We start from the raw sequence: 16,681 nt of genomic DNA on the forward strand, positions 1-16,681 counted from the left end.
TCCTTTCGGGGTGGGGGATCACGCGAAAGCGCGGGTCAATCGGTCGAGCATCTCGACGAGAAGGTGCCGTGGAGTGGCGAAGTTGAGGCGGATGTGGCCGGGGAAGCCGCCGAAGGTCGATCCGTCGTTGACAAGCAATCCCGCCTCCGCGCACATGTGCGCGGCGGTCCGAATGGGCGATGTGCGGTCGACGGCCGTCAGGTCGATCCACTGCAGATATGTCGCTTGAGAGAGTGTGAAGGCGGCGCCGGGGATTCCGGATGCCGCCCGCCCGACGAGATCGCGATTGCTCCGCAGGTACGCGTTCTGCTGTGTCAGCCACTCGCGACCGTGGTCGAGTGCGGCTGTCCCCGCCACCAGACCCATGATGCCCGCGCCGTGACCGGCGAGTGGGCCCAGTTTGTTCCACCTCCCCAGGTCCGCGGCGTTCGAGGTGAGCAACGCTGCGGCCTTGAGCGATGGCAGGTTGAACGCCTTCGATGCGGCGAACGCGGTCAGCGAGTGCGCCGCGGCGGCCGGGGACACCGAGGCGTAGGGCACATGCGAGACGTCGTCGAGGACCAGGGGCGCGTGGATCTCATCGGCGAAGACGCGACCCCCACTGCGGTCGACGATCTCGGCGATGGCGAGCAATTCCTCGCGGGGTGCCACTCGTCCGAGCGGGTTATGCGGGTTGCAGAGCACGAGCAGAGCGCGATGTTCCCGCATCGTCGCGTCCAGCGCGTCGAGGTCGAGGCCGCCGACCGCCCCGATGTGCAGGACATCGCGCCCTTCTTCCGCGGCGACGGCCGAGAACGGGGGGTAGGCGGGGAGCGGCACGATGATCGGCGTTCCCGGTGCGGTGAAGTCGCGGATCGCGTGGCGGTAGGCCTCGATGACGTCACCCACAGGATGAACGTGTTCCTCAGGAACCGGGGTCGCGTGCGCCTCGCCGTACCAGCGTGACACCGCGCCACGGAAGGCGGCGAGCCGCTCGTCCGAGACGTAACCGAACTCACCGCGGTCGACCACGTCGGTCAGCGCCGCGCGCACGACGGGGGCGACGGCGAAGTCGCTTTCTGCGACCCACGCCGGCAGCATGCCGTCGACGGCGTCTTCCCACTTCTTGCCGCCGCGCAGACGGAGACTCTCCTCGGTGAGTGTCGCGGCGGCACGCGCGAAGGCGTCGCCCGGCGGCAAAGTGTCCTCAGCCCTCATCGTCACGGTAGATGTTGGCGACCTCGACACCGGACTGACGCTCAATCTCGTTCAGATAGTTGTAGATCGTGAAGCGGGTCACGTGCAGATGTGCGGCGACCATCTCGACAGCGTCGCGTAAGAGGAACATCCCGCGCTGGCGCAGCCGTGAGACCACGGCGAGCTTGTGCTCCTTCTTCATCAGATCGACGGGGATGCCGACGGCCCCGACGGCATCGGAGAGCAGATGCGCGGCGAGCTCGTCCACGTCCTTCGGGAAGCGCTCACCCGCAGCGGAAGGCGCTTCGCCCCGGTGTTCAGAGAGTTCATTCGGCACGGCCGCGACGGGAGCCGCGGGCGCGGAACCGACGGCGGAGAGGGGCTGCAGCACGCGTGTGACCAGGTCCCGCATCTGCAGCCAGGCTGTCACGTCGGCGTTGACGCAAACGGCAGCCACCTGGTGCCCCTGGGAATCGCGCACGATCTGCGTCGACGAGCGTAGCTCTCGCCCGTCTGGCAGCCGTGTCTGGTAACCGACCATCGAGTCGGCCTGGCCCGACACGATCGCCTGCAGAAGCACATCGGTCGCAGGGTCACCGATCGAGCGTCGCGTGACGTCACCGGACACGGAGACGATGGAGTTCGGGAGGCGATCGAGGTCGTGCAGCACGATCTCGACGGACGACGGGAGGGCGGAGCCGAGAGTCTGCACCACGGCGTCGAGGACGCGGAGGAGGTGCTCAGCCTCTTCGGAGCGGGACGTAGCCGGTGGCGGCATCGGAGAACTGGCGCTCGACATTCACGGACCTTTCGGACGGCACCATCTCGACGCGGTGCATGGGCAGGGTCGAAGTTACACCACCTGTTGAGTCATTGAACGATTTGTCAGCACAGAAATCACCCGTTCATTCGATCGAAACACCCGAAGTTCAGGATGGCAGCCATCGCATTCAACCGAGTGTTGATCTTTTGGAACCCAACGGGGCTATAGCCCGGAACCGGAGCTTCCCCTTGGACATCTTGTTGAGGCTGTGGCAGAACTTCTTCAACTGGGACTACATCGCCCAGGTGCTGCCCACCATGCTGACCGTTGGCCTGCTCAACACGCTCTTCCTCGCCCTCGTGTCCGGCCTCCTCGCCGTCGTGCTGGGCGTGCTGCTGGCTGTCATGGGTATGTCAACCACACGCTGGCTGCGCTGGCCTGCCCGCGTCTACACCGACGTGTTCCGCGGCGTTCCCGCGATCCTGCTCATCGTCATCATGGGCCAGGGCCTGTTCTGGCTTGCGAAGGACGTCTTCGGCACGACTTCGCCGTATCCGCTCGGCATCACGGCGCTGACCCTCATCACCGCGGCCTACCTCGGCGAGATCTTCCGCTCCGGCATTCAGAGCGTCGAACGCGGCCAGATGGAGGCAGCGAGAGCCCTGGGCTTCTCGCAGGCGACGGCAATGCTTCTCATCGTCATCCCGCAGGGCATCCGCCGTGTCCTCCCCGCGACCGTCAACCAGTTCATTCAGCTCATCAAGCTGTCGTCCCTGGTGTTCTACCTCGGCCTGCAAGCCGACCAGCGCGAGCTGTTCCGCATCGCTCAGGACTTCGCGTCGATGACCGGCAACCAGTCCTCGCTCACGGTCGCCGCCATCTGCTACCTCGCGATCACGATCCCCATGACCCACTTCGTGAACTGGATCGACAAGCGCCTGCGTGAGGGGCGTCGCCCCGCCCCCGAGGAGGACCCGCTCGACGATCCGGCGCTCGCCGGTGCCGCGCCGCTTTCCACCCGCTCCTCCACCGTGAAGGACCCCGCATGACCTCCACCACGATCGTCCAGCGAGCCGTCGGCCTCGGCTGCCGCGACATCCACCTTTCTTACGGTGCCAACAAGGTGTTGCGCGGTGTCGACCTCGACGTCCCGGAAGGCACGACGGCCTGCGTCATCGGTCCGTCCGGAAGTGGCAAGTCCACGCTGCTCCGCGCTCTCAACCGACTCACCGAGCCGGACTCCGGAGAGGTCCTCCTCGACGGTCGGAGCGTCATGCGCGACGACCCCAACCACTTCCGCCAACGGGTGGGCATGGTCTTCCAGCACTTCAACCTCTTCCCCCACATGAGCGTGCTCCATAACATCACGATCGGTCTGCGGCGCATCAAGAAGATCGGCGCCGCCGAGGCCGAAGCGATCGCGATGGAGCAGCTGACGAACGTCGGTCTCGCGGCCAAGGCCTCGGCACGGCCGGGCAACCTCTCTGGCGGGCAGCAGCAACGTGTGGCTCTGGCGCGCGCCCTCGCGATGAAGCCACAGGTGATGCTCTTCGACGAAGTCACCAGCGCGCTCGACCCCGAGCTCGTGAAGGGGATCCTCTCGCTCATGGCAGACCTTTCCTCACAGGGCATGACCATGGTCGTCGTCACTCATGAGATGGGCTTCGCGCGGAACGTCGCCGACCAGGTGACGTTCATGGACCGCGGAACCGTCGTCGAGACGGGCACTCCGGAGGCGGTCTTCGATGCGCCCGAGAGCCCGCGTCTGCGGCGCTTCCTGGACCAGGTCCTGTGACGACCCGCGCGGGCAAGGCGGGGGTGTGGGATGCCGATGTCATCGTCCTCGGCACGGGGGCGTGGGGTGCCATGGCCACCTGGCGTCTGGCGGCCTCCGGTGTCGATGTCCTCGCATTAGATCGCCTGTCCGCGCCTCACGACCAGGGATCGTCTCACGGCATCACTCGGCTGTTCCGCGCGGCGTGCCTCGAGCACCCCGGCCTCACTCCCCTGGCCCTCCACTCGGCGCAGCTCTACCGGGACCTCGAAGCAGCCACCGGCGCGCACATCCTGGACCAGTGCGGGGGCCTGACCATCGGGCCCGAGAGAGGCGTCGCCGTCCCCGGCGTGTTGCGCGCCGCGGCCGATGCGTCCCTCCCTGTCGAGGTTCTGGATGCCGTGGTGCTGCGGGAACGGCATCCGTTCCACACCCGCATCGACGACGGTGACGTGGGCGTCTTCGATCCGCTCTCGGGGACTCTGCGTGTCGAGACGGCCGTGGGTGCCGCCCTCGATACGGCCCGCAGGCATAGTGCACAGGTTCGTAGCGGTGTCACGGTGCGCGACGTGCACAGCATCCCGGGTGGCCTGCGCATCGAGACCGATCGCGGCGTCTTCCGTGCTCCCCGGGTCATCTCGACCCTCGGGTCGTGGACCCGCGAAGTGTTCCCCGAATTGCCTCTCAAGCTCACTCGCATGCCAATGACGTGGTTCCGCCCGCGGGTGGGCGTGTCTCAGGCGTCGCTGGAGTCCGCAGGGGCATTCATCCGTGAGATGGGGGTCGGCGGGGGCTATTGGGGGCATGGCGCACCCCGGGGCGAGCTGGCGAAGGTCGGCCCGCGTGGCGCGATGGCTCGCGGTGATGAGCGGTCGGTCGACGGGCTTGACCGCCGGTTCGCCCCTGTCGATGCCGCCCCCGCCGAGCACATGGTCGCCGAGTACCTGCCTTCGCTTGAGCCCCGCGCGGCCGCCGGTTACATCTGCCACTCGACACGCACTCCCGACGAGCTCTTCCTCATCGACGAACGGCCCAACGGCCTCGTCATCGCTGCCGGAGAGAGCGGACACGGTGGCAAACATGCCGCCGGCATGGGCGCCGCCCTCGCGGCATTGGCGACGGATCGTGACCCCGCCGTCGACATCGACTTCCTGCGAGCCAGCCGGTTCGCGGGACCCCTCGCCGCTCTGGCGATCTGACGCTCCACCCGACACCTTTCTGCTCCGATCGATGGGAATTCACATGACAACCTCGACCCCCATTCGGTGGACGGCGGGCATCCTGCTCGCGGCCGCCGCCGTCGTCCTCTCCGCCTGCGCCAGCGGCGCCACAGCCGAGACGGGGGAGTCGGACAGCGGCTACGAACTCGTCACCGACGGCACCCTGTCCGTCGCCACGATTTCGGACGGCTCGCCGAACGCCTACATCGACGCCGACGGCGAGTTCACCGGGTTCGACAACGAACTCGTCCGTGAGATCGCATCGCGCATGGATCTCGACGTGCAGTTCACGGCGACGGACTTCTCATCCCTCCTGGCCAGCGTCAACAACGGCCAATACGACGTCGGGAGCGCCGGTGTCACGGTGACCGACGCGCGCAAGCAGACGAGCTCGTTCACCGCCCCCCACTACTTCGCGTTCCTCGGGATCGTCGCTCCTTCGGGCAGCGACTATGCGAGCTTCGAGGATCTCGAAGGTAAGCAGGTCGTAGTGGCGGCGGGCTCGGTCCAGGAAGAGTACGCCGTGTCAGAGCTCGGTCTGGATCCGATTCGCTTCCCCGACCAGACCAGCGCGTTCCAGGCGCTGCTCGCGGGTCAGGGCGATGCCTGGCTCGCCCCGTTCGGCACGGGTACCAAGTATCTCGACGAATACCCCGACTCGGACATGGAGATGGTCTACTCGCAGCTCAACAGCCGCAACCAGCTCGGCTTCGCCGTCGCGAAGGAGAACACCGGCCTGGTCGACGCGATGAACGAGCAGCTCGACGCGATCGTCGAGGACGGCACCTGGTACGAACTCGTCCAGGAGTTCTACCCCGGTGCGGAGATTCCCGCCGACTTCACGCCGGGCACGGCGGACGTCACCTTCGAGCGCCCCTGATCGCCCGTGGCGGGGCCGAGTGCGGCCCCGCCACCTTCGCTCTTCTCTCCTTCCCCACCGTCTCCCGAGAGGTCGACATGACTGCAGCGCCCAGAGTTCTCATCACCGCCGGTGAGGGGCAGGATGCCGTGCCCTACGAGCGCGCGGTCCGAGCGGCCGGCGGCGACCCTCTGGTCCGCCGCCCCTCGCACGGCTTCGACGCCTACCTCGCCACCGACCCGGAGGCCATCGTTCTTGCGGGCGGCGCGTCGGTGGCACCGGAGTGGTACGGCTCGGGCTACGAGAGCGGTGTGAGCTTCGCTCCCGAACCCGACCGCGATGCGCGCGAGTTCGCCTTGCTCGAGCACCCGGTCGGTCGTACGGTCCCCCTTCTCGGGATCTGCCGAGGCATGCAGGTGCTCAACGTCGCTCTCGGTGGAACCCTCTGGCAGCACCTGCCGAGCGGCGACTGGATCGACACGCACGACCCCGACCTCGAGCGCACCCATCTCGCGCACACTGTCCGCGCCACCGGCGGACACCTCGGTGTGGTCCTTGGGAACGACGACCTGCACGTGAACAGCATCCATGAGCAGGCCGTGCGCGACCTCGCCCCCGGCCTGCGCGCGACCGTCCACACCTCCGACGGGCTCGTCGAGGGAGTCGAGACCCCCGACCTTCGGATCGTCGCCGTCCAGTGGCATCCGGAAGAGCTCGCCCCTTTGGGACACCCTTCGCACCGGCTCTTCGACGACCTCGTCCAGCGCGCGCTCTCGGCCCGTCTCGCGTTGCAGAAAGCAGCATCATGACCGTCACGCTCACGCCCTCCGTCGAGATCGCCCCGGGAGTGTCCATTCCGCAGATCGGATTCGGGCTCTTCAAGGTGGACCCCGATGAAGCTCAGCGGGTGACCGAGCAGGCCCTCGAGGCGGGTTACCGCCATCTCGACACCGCCGCGGTGTACCGCAACGAGCGCGCGGTCGGGGCGGCGATCGTCGCGTCGGGCATCCCTCGTGACGAGATCTTCGTGACCACGAAGGTCTGGAACGACGCCCACGGATCGACGGCCACGCGCGATGCATTCGCTCGCAGCCTCGATCTCCTCCAACTCGACGTGGTCGATCTGCTGCTGATTCACTGGCCGGTGCCGACGCGCGGACTGTACCGGCAGGCATGGGGCGCGTTGCAGCGCATCCACGACGAGGGAGGGGCGCGGGCGATCGGCGTCTCCAACTTCCTCATCGACCATCTGGAGCATGTTCTAGCCGACGGGGGTGTACGTCCGGCGGTCAACCAGATCGAGGTGCACCCCGCCAATCACGAGGCTGAACTCGCCGCGTTCTGCGCATCGCACGGCATCGCGATCGAGGCCTACAGCCCGCTGGCGCGCGGTCGAGCAACCGACTTGCCCGCTGTGGCGGTCGTCGCCGAACGGCTCGGCCGGTCCATCCCGCAGGTGATTCTCGCGTGGCATCTCCACAGCGGCCGGATCGTGTTACCGAAAACGGTGACTCCCGCTCGGATGCGCGAGAACCTCGACGTGCTCGACATCGTGCTCTCGGGAGAGGACATGGCCGTGTTCGACGGCCTCGACTCCGCCGATCGGATCGGCGCCGACCCGCGCACGTTCGAGGGCTGAGCCTGCGGGCACGCTACGCCGGCGTCCGCACCGCCGCGAACTGGTTCACCCGCCGCAGCGCGAAGCCGAGCCGCTCGTACGCCGCGATCGCGCCGGTGTTGCCGGCCGCGGCGTGCATCATCGCGCGGTCGCCGCGCTGCTGGATGTGGAACGCAACGTCGAGCACCAGCCGCGAGGCGAGGCCCTGACGACGGACCTCCGCATCGACCGCGACGGCGCTGATCTCGGTCCACCCGGTGGGGTGCAGGCGCTCGCCCGCCATGGCGACGAGGCGTCCTCCGCGACGGATGCCGATGTACCGGCCGAGCTCATAGGTGCGAGGCCGGAACGGGCCGGGCTGATTGCGCTCGACGATCGCCATCATCTCGGCCGCGTCGTCGGCCCCCAGTTCGATCGCCTCGTCGTCGGGGCGCGGCCGGAGGACCTCCGTCTCGACGAGCTGGACGCCCTCGCCGCCACCGAGCCATTCCCATCCTTCGGGGATGGCACCCTCGTAGCCCGACAGGCCCACGTCGGCGCCCGGGCCGACGAGCTCGCGCAGGGCGTCCCACACTCCGGGGTCATCCCAGGTGCGGACGGCCACGAACGGCGCGACGTCTTCCGGGTAGCGCCGCACGAGATCGCCGCCGATCGCGAACGAGGCGTGAGCACCGGCGAGCGAGTGCCACGCAGCGTTGTCGAGCACGGTGGCGTCGGCGTGAGGAACGGCGAGACGTGAGGCGGAAGTCATGGCGTACAGGCCAACCCGACGGCATCCGCGCGCATTCCCCGCACCCCGCTCAGTGCATGATCATGCCGCCCGTGACGTTGATCGCCTGCCCGGTGAGGTATCCGCCGGCGGGGGAGGCGAGGAAGTGGGTGACCCCCGCGACGTCTTCCGGCGCGCCGAGGCGCCCGAGCGGCGACTTCGCGCTCCACGCCCGCACGTCGTCGTCGGAGCGGGTGTCGGCGCCCATCTCGGTGAGCACGTAGCCCGGACAGACGGCGTTGACGCGCACGCCGTGGCATCCCCATTCCTGCGCGCCGGCGCGCGTGAGGGCGACGACCGCGGCCTTCGACGCGGCGTAGTGCCCCTCTCCCCCGCCGCCCTGCTTGGCGGCCATGCTGGCGATGTTCACGATCGAGCCGCCGCGCGCTTCGAGCATGAGCGGGGCGACAGCCTGCATGGTCACGAGGGTCGCGCGGGCGTTGATGTCGAGCACGAGATTCCAGTCGTCGACGGTGATGTCGAGCAGCGACACGTGCTGGAACACCCCGGCGCAGTTCACGAGCACGTCGACCCCGCCGAGCGTGGTGATCGCCTCGCTGACGGCGCGGCGCGTGTCGAGGGGGTCGCGCAGGTCGACGGGGAAGAACGCGGATGCCGCATCGCCCGCCGGAGCGCGACGGTCGAGCACTGCGACCCGGGCTCCATCGGCCGCGAACCGGGCGACGATGGCGGCGCCGATGCCTCCGGAGCCTCCCGTGACGATGACGCGCTGCGACATGACGCTCCTCCCGCGGGCGTCGGGTCGCCCTGGCGGTCAACGTACGCCCGGCGGCGAACGCGGCGACGACGGCGCTGTTTCGCGGGCGTAACGCGCCTCAGGCGAGCAGTGCCCACACCGCCGCGGCGTCGACCTCGAGGCGCGCGTCGGTGCCGCGGCTGCGCCACGCGTCGCGGTCGAAGACGTAGGCGCGCTCGACCTCGAAGACATAAAGGCGTTTGCGCGGAGTCGCGATGATCGCCGCCACCTCGTCGTCGAGCGCGGCGGCGGTCACGGCGTCGCCTGCCAGGCGTGCGGCCAGCACCTCGCGCACGGCCGCCGGGTCGGCATCCGCCTGCCTCGCCCGGAACGACAACTGCACCCCGTCGGCGTCGGCGAGCCCCGCTGACGAGTCGTAGACGACCCCGGATGCCGCGCCCGAGGCCGAGATCGCCCGCGCATGCCGTGACGCGAGGTCGGACTCGACGTACAGTCCGCCCGGCAGCAGTCGGTACTGGGCGGCGGCGGTCCAGGGGCCGACGGCGTCCGCCGTGCCGATCACGACGAACCGTTGCGCGGCGAGAATCGCGGCGGCGCGCTCTTCGGGAGAGGTCATGCGCTCATGCTGGAGGCCTGGGGCGACACGGATGTTTCGGCGGGGTGAAGCTTGGTCGCGACGGCCGGTTCCGCGGCATCCGGCGTCTTACGCTCGGGGCAGCGCCGCCTGCGGCGCCCCGTGAGCCCCGACCCGCAGGAGACCCGTGAGCGTCCACCCCGCCATCACCGACGCCGCCGTGCGCGCCCACCTCGAACGCCTGGCGGCTCAGGTCGGCACGATCCCCTCGGGGGCGACGGATGCCGACGGCGATGACGCGACGCGCATCGCCGAGCTGCGCGCGAACCCGTCGTGGGTGCGTTCACCCGACGACGCGGCGCTCGAGTCGATCGACCTCGACGCCGACGGTCTCGCCCTGCGTCTTTACAGCCCGCGTGCCGGCCACCGCGGAACGCTCGTCTTCGCCCACGGCGGCGGATGGGTCGCCGGCGACCTCGACAACAACGACGCCTTGTGCCGCGCGCTCGCACTCGCGACCGGAACTCAGGTGCTCAGCGTCGACTACCGCCTCGCGCCCGAGCATCCCTTCCCAGCCGGTCTCGACGACCTCGACCGCGCGCTGCGCTTCGCCGCCACGGGGGCCGACGGACTCATCGACCCGGCCCGACTCGGCGTCGCCGGACACAGCGCGGGCGGCAACCTCGCCGCGGCGCTCGCCCTGCGTTCGCGCGATGGCCGGGCTCCCGGCATCCGCGTGCAGGTGCTGCTGTGCCCCGTGCTCGACGCCCCGAATGCCGAGCGCCCGAGCTATCGCGCGCACACCGAGAATCTGCCCCTCACCGCGCGCGGGATGCAGTGGTACTGGCGACTGTACGTTCCGGATGCCACGCGCCGGGTGCCCGTCGACGCAGCGCCCCTACGCGCCGCGGTGCTCGGCGGTTCGGCGCCGGCCGTGATCGTCGCGGCCGCGGTCGACCCCCTGTCGGACGAGGCGGAGGAGTACGCCGGCCGCCTCGCGTCCTCGGGGGTGCCGGTCGAGTTCGTGCGCCGCGAGGGGGTGCCGCACCTGTTCCTGGTGTTCCCCTCGACGCCCGCGCGCGACGAGGTGCTCGCGCAGGTCGCGCCCGCCGTTCGAGCGGCGTTCGCCTGAGGTCCTGACCTCGTCCCACTTCTGGCGGTGCATGTCCCACTTTGTGCGGCCTGCGGCCTGTTCCGGCAACCTTCTTCGGGACATGGGTGTGCTCCTGCCGCCCCGCAAACAACCCGCCCCACGCCCGGAACACCGCGGAAACACGCCATTGTTACCGTCATCAACATGTCGCTCCTGGTCACGAACGCACGTCTCATCACGGTCCCCGCGGGCACCGACGACCCCGGCTACATCGAGCGGGGCTACATGCTCGTCGAGGGCGGACGCATCACCGCGATCGGCGCCGGAGACCCCGCGCCGGGCACGACGGCCGACGAGATCCTCGACGTCGACGGCAAGTTCGTCGCCCCGGGCTTCGTCTCGTCGCACAGCCACCTCTTCACGAGCGGCTCGCGCGGACTCGGCGTCGACCAAACGCTCTACGGCTGGTGCACGTCGATGTTCAGCGTGCTCAACAACGCCTCGCCCGACCAGATCTACTGGGCGACGCTGCACGGCTCGCTCGACTTCCTCGCCAACGGTGTGACGACGGCCTACAACTTCACCGACCCGCTGCTGCCCTGGGAGCCGATGGTCGACGGCAAGCGCGCCGACGGCGGCGGCATCCTGCGTGATCACGCCTGGCACACCCGTCAGGCCGACGGATGCCACGACGCGGGGCTCCGCTTCGTCGACTCGATCGCCCTCGATGCCACCGTCGGCACCGACGACGAGATCTTCGCGCGGTTCGAGGCGTCGCTCGATCACGTGCTCGCGATGGATCCCGACATCGCCCTCGGCGCCTCGATCATGGGACAGGTGCAGTGGTCGACGCGGCCCGACGCCGCCGAGATCGAGGTCGCCGTCATGGACCGCTTCGGCGTGACCAACCAGGCGCACTTCCTCGAGACGTACGAGGCGATCGAGCACCAGCAGACGAAGTTCCAGCTGTACAAGAACGCCGGCGCGCTGCGTCCGGGCATGATGTTCGGCCACTTCATCCAGACGACGCCCGAGATCATCGCGGATGCCGCCGCGGGAGGCGCGAGCATGTCGTGGCAGCCCGCGTCGAACGGACGCCTGGCGTCGGGCATCGCCCACGTGCCCGAGATGCTCGAGCAGGGCATGAAGGTCGGCATGGGCCTCGACGATCAGGCCTGCACCGACGTCGCCGACCCGTGGCAGAACATGCGCATGGGCATGTTCATGCAGCGCGCGCGCACCCACGACCCGCTGTCGATGATGCCCGAGCGCGTACTGCGCCTGCACACCCTCGGCGGCGCCGAGATCATGGGCGTCGACGATCGCGTCGGCAGCCTCGAGGTGGGCAAGTTCGCCGACTTCGTGGTGGTCGACCCGCGCACGCCCGACATCGGACCGCTGTGGAACCCCGTGCGCAGCTACGTGCTCGCCTGCGGCCTGCGCAACCTGCAGCAGGTCTACGTCGGCGGAAAGCTCGTCAACGACCGGGGCGTCTCGACCAACCCGCTCGCGGTCGAGGCCTCGCGCGTGCTGCACGAGGAGCTGCCCGCGCTGGCCGAGGAGTTCGGCGTCATCCTCTGACCCCTCCGCGCCTCTGCCGTAGAGCGTCCCGGACACGCCGCGTTCCGCGTGCCGGGGCGGCGTGTTCTGGACACTCAACCGGCTTTGCCCGCACCCCCGCTGAGTGTCCACAACACCCGGACGGAATGCCAGGCTCGTCCGGGTTTCCTGGACGTTCGACGACGACTCGACCCGAGCCCGCCCTCGCGCCCGTCGCGACTCCGTGACAGCGTAAGCGCATGCGCAGACGCATCGCGGGGCTCGACGTCCACACCTCCGTCGTCGAGGTCGCGGGGCGCGACGTGCTGTTGTGGCACCACGGCTCCCCGCAGACCGGGGCGATCCTTCCTCCGGTCCAGAGGGCGGCCGACGCACACGGTCTCGTCGTCGTCTCCGTTGCCCGTCCCGCCTACGCCGGGTCGCCGCGTCAGACGGGCCGCACCGTCGCCGACGTCGCCGCGGGGCTCGTTCCGTTGCTCGACGCCCTGGGCGTGGCATCCGTCGTCTCGGTCGGCGCGTCGGGCGGAGGTCCGCACGCCCTCGCGTGCGCGGCGGCGATGCCGGAGCTCGTCGGCAGAGTCGTGACCTTCGCGAGCCCTGCACCGTTCACCGGTGACGACGCCTGGTTCACCGGAATGCAGGCGCCGGGCGGGCTGCGATCGGCCGTCGACGGCGAGGAGTCGCGCCGCCGCTTCGCCGAAACCGACGAGTTCGATTCCGAGCAGTTCGTGGATGCCGACTTCGCGGCCCTCCAGGGCGAGTGGGCGTCTCTCGGAGCCGACGCCGGCGCGGCCGGAGCCGACGGACCCGAGGGGCTCATCGACGACGACCTCGCCTTCACCCGCCCCTGGGGGTTCGCGCTCGCCGAGGTCTCGGCATCCGTGCTGCTCGTCCAGGGCGAGCGCGACCGTGTCATCCCTCCCGCTCACGCTCGGATGCTCGAGGCCGCCCTTCCCCATGCGACGCTCGACCTGCATCCCGACGACGGCCACGTCTCGGTGCTGCGCCACCTGGGTGCCGCGCTGGCTCGTTGAAAGTCCAGGACACGCCGATTGCAGAGCGGCGTCACGGATTCAGGCGGCTCACCTGGTCGACGATCGTCAGGCGTGACGAGAGCTTGTCGGCCGCGGCGCCCATCGTCGCCGACGCCGCACCGAACACGAGCAGGGCGATCACGATGAACGTGGGCAGCTGACGCCAGCGGCGGGTCAGGGCGGTCATGGCCAGGGTGACGATCACGCTCAAGATTGCGATCGTCTGACCGGCGACGGTCGCGAACGCCATGCGCACGGCGGTCTCGTGGGTGAGCGGGCCCCAGCTGTTGAAGATGAGGTTGAGTGCCATCGGGATGAAGATCACCCCGACGATCAACACCAGGCCACGGCTCACGCGCGATCGCGAAACGTGCGGCCCGGCCAGCGGGGTCGAGACGGTTTCGGCGTCCATCTCTTCACGGTATCGGCGCGGTGCGCGCCCGCACCACCCTTCGTCGCGAACCGGCCAGTCGATCCCGCTAGCGCTGCGGCGGCAGGGTGAACTCCGCGGGGAAGACGTTGTCGGAGACCACGCCGTTCTGGTCGCCGACGCTGAAGATGGTGTGCGCGTCGAGGTTCAGGGTGTCGCCCGCGTACAGCCCGTTGTTGTCGCGGCGGGCGTGGTTCACGATCAGCAGCCAGTCTTCGGCCACGCAGAACCGCGCCGCGATGGTCGAGAACACATCGCCGGGAGCCACGCGGTACGCCACCGGCACACCCTCGGCGTTCAGGACCGCTTCTCCCGAGGCGGTGTCGAGGAGGCCGCGGTCGACGGGGACCTCGAGCGTCTTCCCGCCTAGCTGCTCCGGATCCGACGGATCGGCCACGGCGCGCACCGGGGCAGCGGGGCCGCACGGCCCCCAATCGACGATCGGCGCGGGCGACGACGTCGTCTCCGGCGTCGCGCGGGCACTGGCCGAGGGGCGGATCGCATCGACGAGCGGTCCGGGCGGCGGCGTGCAGGCCGTCAGGATCACCGCCAGCATGTCGATACCGATCGTCGCCGCCGTGCGCTCTGCCCCCATGCGTCGAAGTGTACGGGTGCCGGTCGTTGCGACCGCCCGTCTCCGCCGGCGCCGAGATTGCGCCAGCCTCCCCGCCCCGCCGTTTGAAGCCGAGTCCCAGATGGTCCCACGATCACGGTGGCTTTTCGGCTCCGGCGACTGGCGTGGCTCTTCTCGAGTTGACGCTAACGGCCTGGCCGGGTGGGTTGAGTGCGCCCTGAGGGTGATAGGTCGACCGCGTCCCTGAAACCGCGGATGACCGTCTTGGTGGAGTTTCGTCTGCCTGGCTATAGTCGCCGCGTTGCTTGCAACGTGCTTCACCCCGGTTGCCGCCGGGGCGAGCGACTGCCGCTGGATCTTTAGCGGAACCGTCAACAGCTCGAAGAACTCGCAGTACAACATTCTGGTTGGTTCCAACTGGAGCACGTCGGCAGGCCGCCCGACCGGAACGACCGCGAGTGTTCCTCCCGGCGGATCTTCCCGCTCCACGATGAAGGACGCGGACGGATACCTCCTAGTCAGGGGAGTTTGCGCGTGGTTCTATGGCCCAGGGGGTACGACCCAGGCGAGGAACTACCTCAGGGGAGATAGTGCCTGGCACAAGATCGGCGACGATTTCAACTTCACCCTCACGACATACAAGTGCTGAGGATGCCATGAAGGATCGAATACTGTTCACCACGCTATTCCTGATGTCGCTCGGCCTGAGCGCACTCGTCTGCGTGACCGTGCCGTTCATCGCGTTCTCCGCGCTCGGGGCTGACATCCCGGACTTCACTCCCGGTGTCGTCGTGCTTCTTCTTACGTTGTCAGTTGCTGGCCACATCTTCGTGGCCGTCCGCCTCGCCCGATCGAGAACCGCATAGGTCGATCTGCAGGCCGGGCCGATCGATCGCGCCTGGCCGGACACCGAGACTGCAGCTCGCTGACATCCCGGTTGCAGCGTGCAACGGACTTGTCAGCGAGATGCAGTCTCGCGTGCGACTGCGGCGGTGTCACCCTGCGACCGAGCGGCCCCGTCCCGCGCAACCCGAAGCGGTGCCGTCCCGTCAGCGAGCCGTCGTCTCGCGACGCCGTGCGACCCGCAGCAGCGCCTCGCCCCCCGCGGCGATCGCCGCCGCGCTCGCCAGCGACACCGCGATCGTAACGAGAGCGGCCGCCGGGCCCGTCGAATCCAGAGCCGCCCCGGCGATCACGCCGCCGATCGGCACGCCGAGCGACATCGCCGCGGTCGGATAGGCGAGGGTCTCGGTCACGCGGCCCTCGGGGGCGCGGGCGGATGCCACGAGGATGCCCGACACCATGACCGGCGACACCGCGAGCCCGAGCAGCAGGATCACCCCGAACAGCACCGGCGCGGAGCCCTGCGCGAACGGCAGGGCGAGCGCGACGGCGAAGGCCAGCGCCGCGAAGAGGATGTACCGCGCGGCGGGGGAGAGCTTCCACGTGCGGGCTCCGGTGACGACGGAGCCGATCGCGATCGCCACGGCCAGGGCACTGAACGCCGGGCCGGCGAGCCACGGCCGTTCGTTCAGCTCGGCCCAGCCGACGAGGCTGACGTCGAAGGCCCCGAAGACCCCGCCCAGGGCGATGCAGGCCACAGCGATCGGAATCACCCCGACGGGAGGCAGCACGATGCCGCGGCGCGGAGCGTGCGGAGTCGGGGAGGGCTGCGTGCCGCGCTGCGCGGCGAGCCACACCCCTCCGATGAGCCCGAGCCCGAGCGACCCGAGGATCGCCACCGCGGGGTCGAGGGCGGCGGCCACCGCGGTGATGGCCGGCGGCCCCGAGATGAACACCATCTGGTCGGCGATCGTCTCGAGGGCCAGCGCGGGTGTCCGCTGCGCCGGCGGGGCGAGCACGGTCCACCGGGCGCGGACGGCCGAGGTGAGGTCGGGGGTCGCCGCCCCCGTGACGAACGCGGCCACGAGCCACGTCCAGAACGGTGCACCCGTGAGCACGAGGACGAGCAGAGCGGATGCCGCGAGCACGAGGCATCCGAGCGACACCAGGATCACGCGGGCCTGGCCGTGGCGGTCCATGCGCGACGACCACAGGGGCGCCGCGATCGCCATGCCCCCGACGAGGGGTGCGACCACGAGCCCGGCCGAGGCGAAGCTGCCGGTCGCGGCCGACACGAGCAGGATGATGCCGAGCGACAGCGTCGCGCGGGGGAAGCGCGCGAGGATTCCGGCGGCGACGAAGTTGCGGGCCCCGGGCAGGCGCAGCACCTGGCCGTAGGCGCGGACGCCCTGCGCCTCAGACGTCGTCGTGTTCACGGCGCGTGCGTCCCCTCGCGGTGGCCACAACGCAGGAGATCCGACCAGCCGTTGGTCGACCACCCCGCGCGGACTCGTCGCCGTGGGCAGCCCCCACGGATTCTCCTGCGTTGTGTCGTCGTGCGGCGTGAGCCGTCGTCACCGCCGCGACCGCGGGAGCAAAACCCGCCGGCGGCGTGGTCGCGGCGGGATGGGCGGGCGGTACGCAGGAGAACCGCCCGCCCCGCAGCGGGAAGCCCG

The 16,681-nt window shown here is 69.6% G+C and carries 18 protein-coding genes; 10 read left to right on the forward strand and 8 right to left on the reverse strand.

What is annotated here, in order from left to right; all coding sequences use genetic code 11:
• Positions 1-18: 18 nt before the first annotated feature.
• A complete protein-coding gene (locus tag M3667_RS04620) occupies positions 19-1,197 on the reverse strand; it encodes a MalY/PatB family protein (RefSeq protein ID WP_251505621.1) in 1,179 nt (392 codons plus the stop codon).
• Entirely contained in the window at positions 1,187-1,975 is a 789-nt protein-coding gene (locus M3667_RS04625) for a helix-turn-helix transcriptional regulator (protein WP_308196431.1), read from the reverse strand. Before M3667_RS04625 ends, M3667_RS04620 begins: the two co-directional genes overlap by 11 nt.
• Before the next feature lie 212 nt (positions 1,976-2,187).
• Here M3667_RS04625 and M3667_RS04630 point away from each other — a divergent pair, with 212 nt between their 5' ends.
• The 6 genes from M3667_RS04630 to M3667_RS04655 all read left to right on the forward strand — a co-directional run bounded on the left by M3667_RS04630 (position 2,188) and on the right by M3667_RS04655 (position 7,431).
• Positions 2,188-2,988 (forward strand): amino acid ABC transporter permease, encoded by an 801-nt coding sequence (locus M3667_RS04630; RefSeq protein WP_251505627.1) that lies wholly within the window; start codon positions 2,188-2,190, stop codon positions 2,986-2,988.
• Entirely contained in the window at positions 2,985-3,734 is a 750-nt protein-coding gene (locus tag M3667_RS04635; RefSeq protein WP_251505630.1) for an amino acid ABC transporter ATP-binding protein, read from the forward strand. Before M3667_RS04630 ends, M3667_RS04635 begins: the two co-directional genes overlap by 4 nt.
• The gene (gene solA / locus M3667_RS04640) at positions 3,731-4,912 is read left to right on the forward strand and encodes an N-methyl-L-tryptophan oxidase (RefSeq protein ID WP_251505633.1); all 1,182 of its coding nucleotides are present in this window, start codon (positions 3,731-3,733) and stop codon (positions 4,910-4,912) included. The genes M3667_RS04635 and solA overlap by 4 nt, the downstream gene beginning before the upstream one ends.
• 43 nt (positions 4,913-4,955) lie before the next feature.
• Positions 4,956-5,813: an ABC transporter substrate-binding protein gene (locus M3667_RS04645; RefSeq protein WP_251505636.1), complete on the forward strand. Its 858-nt coding sequence runs from the start codon at positions 4,956-4,958 to the stop codon at positions 5,811-5,813.
• A 77-nt stretch (positions 5,814-5,890) separates the two neighbouring features.
• Positions 5,891-6,601: a gamma-glutamyl-gamma-aminobutyrate hydrolase family protein gene (locus M3667_RS04650; protein ID WP_251505640.1), complete on the forward strand. Its 711-nt coding sequence runs from the start codon at positions 5,891-5,893 to the stop codon at positions 6,599-6,601.
• Positions 6,598-7,431: an aldo/keto reductase gene (locus M3667_RS04655; RefSeq protein ID WP_285837450.1), complete on the forward strand. Its 834-nt coding sequence runs from the start codon at positions 6,598-6,600 to the stop codon at positions 7,429-7,431. Before M3667_RS04650 ends, M3667_RS04655 begins: the two co-directional genes overlap by 4 nt.
• Positions 7,432-7,444: 13 nt before the next feature.
• On the opposite strand, the gene M3667_RS04660 is transcribed toward M3667_RS04655, so the two are convergent.
• The 3 genes from M3667_RS04660 to M3667_RS04670 form a co-directional block, all read right to left on the reverse strand.
• Positions 7,445-8,161: a GNAT family N-acetyltransferase gene (locus M3667_RS04660; protein WP_251505645.1), complete on the reverse strand. Its 717-nt coding sequence runs from the start codon at positions 8,159-8,161 to the stop codon at positions 7,445-7,447.
• Positions 8,162-8,210: 49 nt separating this feature from the next.
• Entirely contained in the window at positions 8,211-8,918 is a 708-nt protein-coding gene (locus M3667_RS04665) for an SDR family NAD(P)-dependent oxidoreductase (protein WP_251505647.1), read from the reverse strand.
• A gap of 97 nt (positions 8,919-9,015) precedes the next feature.
• A complete protein-coding gene (locus tag M3667_RS04670) occupies positions 9,016-9,513 on the reverse strand; it encodes a pyridoxamine 5'-phosphate oxidase family protein (protein ID WP_251505650.1) in 498 nt (165 codons plus the stop codon).
• A gap of 145 nt (positions 9,514-9,658) precedes the next feature.
• Between M3667_RS04670 and M3667_RS04675 the strand changes: the two genes are divergently transcribed.
• From M3667_RS04675 to M3667_RS04685, 3 genes are all read left to right on the forward strand, one after another.
• Positions 9,659-10,603, forward strand: coding sequence for an alpha/beta hydrolase (locus M3667_RS04675; protein ID WP_251505652.1), 945 nt, complete (start codon positions 9,659-9,661; stop codon positions 10,601-10,603).
• Positions 10,604-10,768: 165 nt separating this feature from the next.
• A complete protein-coding gene (locus tag M3667_RS04680) occupies positions 10,769-12,145 on the forward strand; it encodes an amidohydrolase family protein (protein WP_251505655.1) in 1,377 nt (458 codons plus the stop codon).
• Between the two features lie 218 nt (positions 12,146-12,363).
• The gene (locus tag M3667_RS04685) at positions 12,364-13,158 is read left to right on the forward strand and encodes an alpha/beta fold hydrolase (protein ID WP_251505658.1); all 795 of its coding nucleotides are present in this window, start codon (positions 12,364-12,366) and stop codon (positions 13,156-13,158) included.
• Positions 13,159-13,189: 31 nt separating this feature from the next.
• Here the strand turns inward: M3667_RS04685 and M3667_RS04690 are convergent, their stop codons facing one another.
• Positions 13,190-13,570: a hypothetical protein gene (locus tag M3667_RS04690; RefSeq protein ID WP_251505661.1), complete on the reverse strand. Its 381-nt coding sequence runs from the start codon at positions 13,568-13,570 to the stop codon at positions 13,190-13,192.
• Positions 13,571-13,637: 67 nt separating this feature from the next.
• Complete coding sequence (locus M3667_RS04695; RefSeq protein ID WP_251505664.1) at positions 13,638-14,183, reverse strand: LysM domain-containing protein; 546 nt, start codon at positions 14,181-14,183, stop codon at positions 13,638-13,640.
• A gap of 635 nt (positions 14,184-14,818) precedes the next feature.
• Between M3667_RS04695 and M3667_RS04700 the strand changes: the two genes are divergently transcribed.
• Positions 14,819-15,028, forward strand: coding sequence for a hypothetical protein (locus M3667_RS04700; RefSeq protein WP_251505667.1), 210 nt, complete (start codon positions 14,819-14,821; stop codon positions 15,026-15,028).
• A gap of 183 nt (positions 15,029-15,211) precedes the next feature.
• On the opposite strand, the gene M3667_RS04705 is transcribed toward M3667_RS04700, so the two are convergent.
• The gene (locus M3667_RS04705) at positions 15,212-16,441 is read right to left on the reverse strand and encodes an MFS transporter (protein WP_251505669.1); all 1,230 of its coding nucleotides are present in this window, start codon (positions 16,439-16,441) and stop codon (positions 15,212-15,214) included.
• Positions 16,442-16,681 lie beyond the last annotated feature (240 nt).

The sequence above is a fragment of the Microbacterium sp. P26 genome (assembly GCF_023712585.1).
Lineage (GTDB): Bacteria > Actinomycetota > Actinomycetes > Actinomycetales > Microbacteriaceae > Microbacterium > Microbacterium algihabitans_A.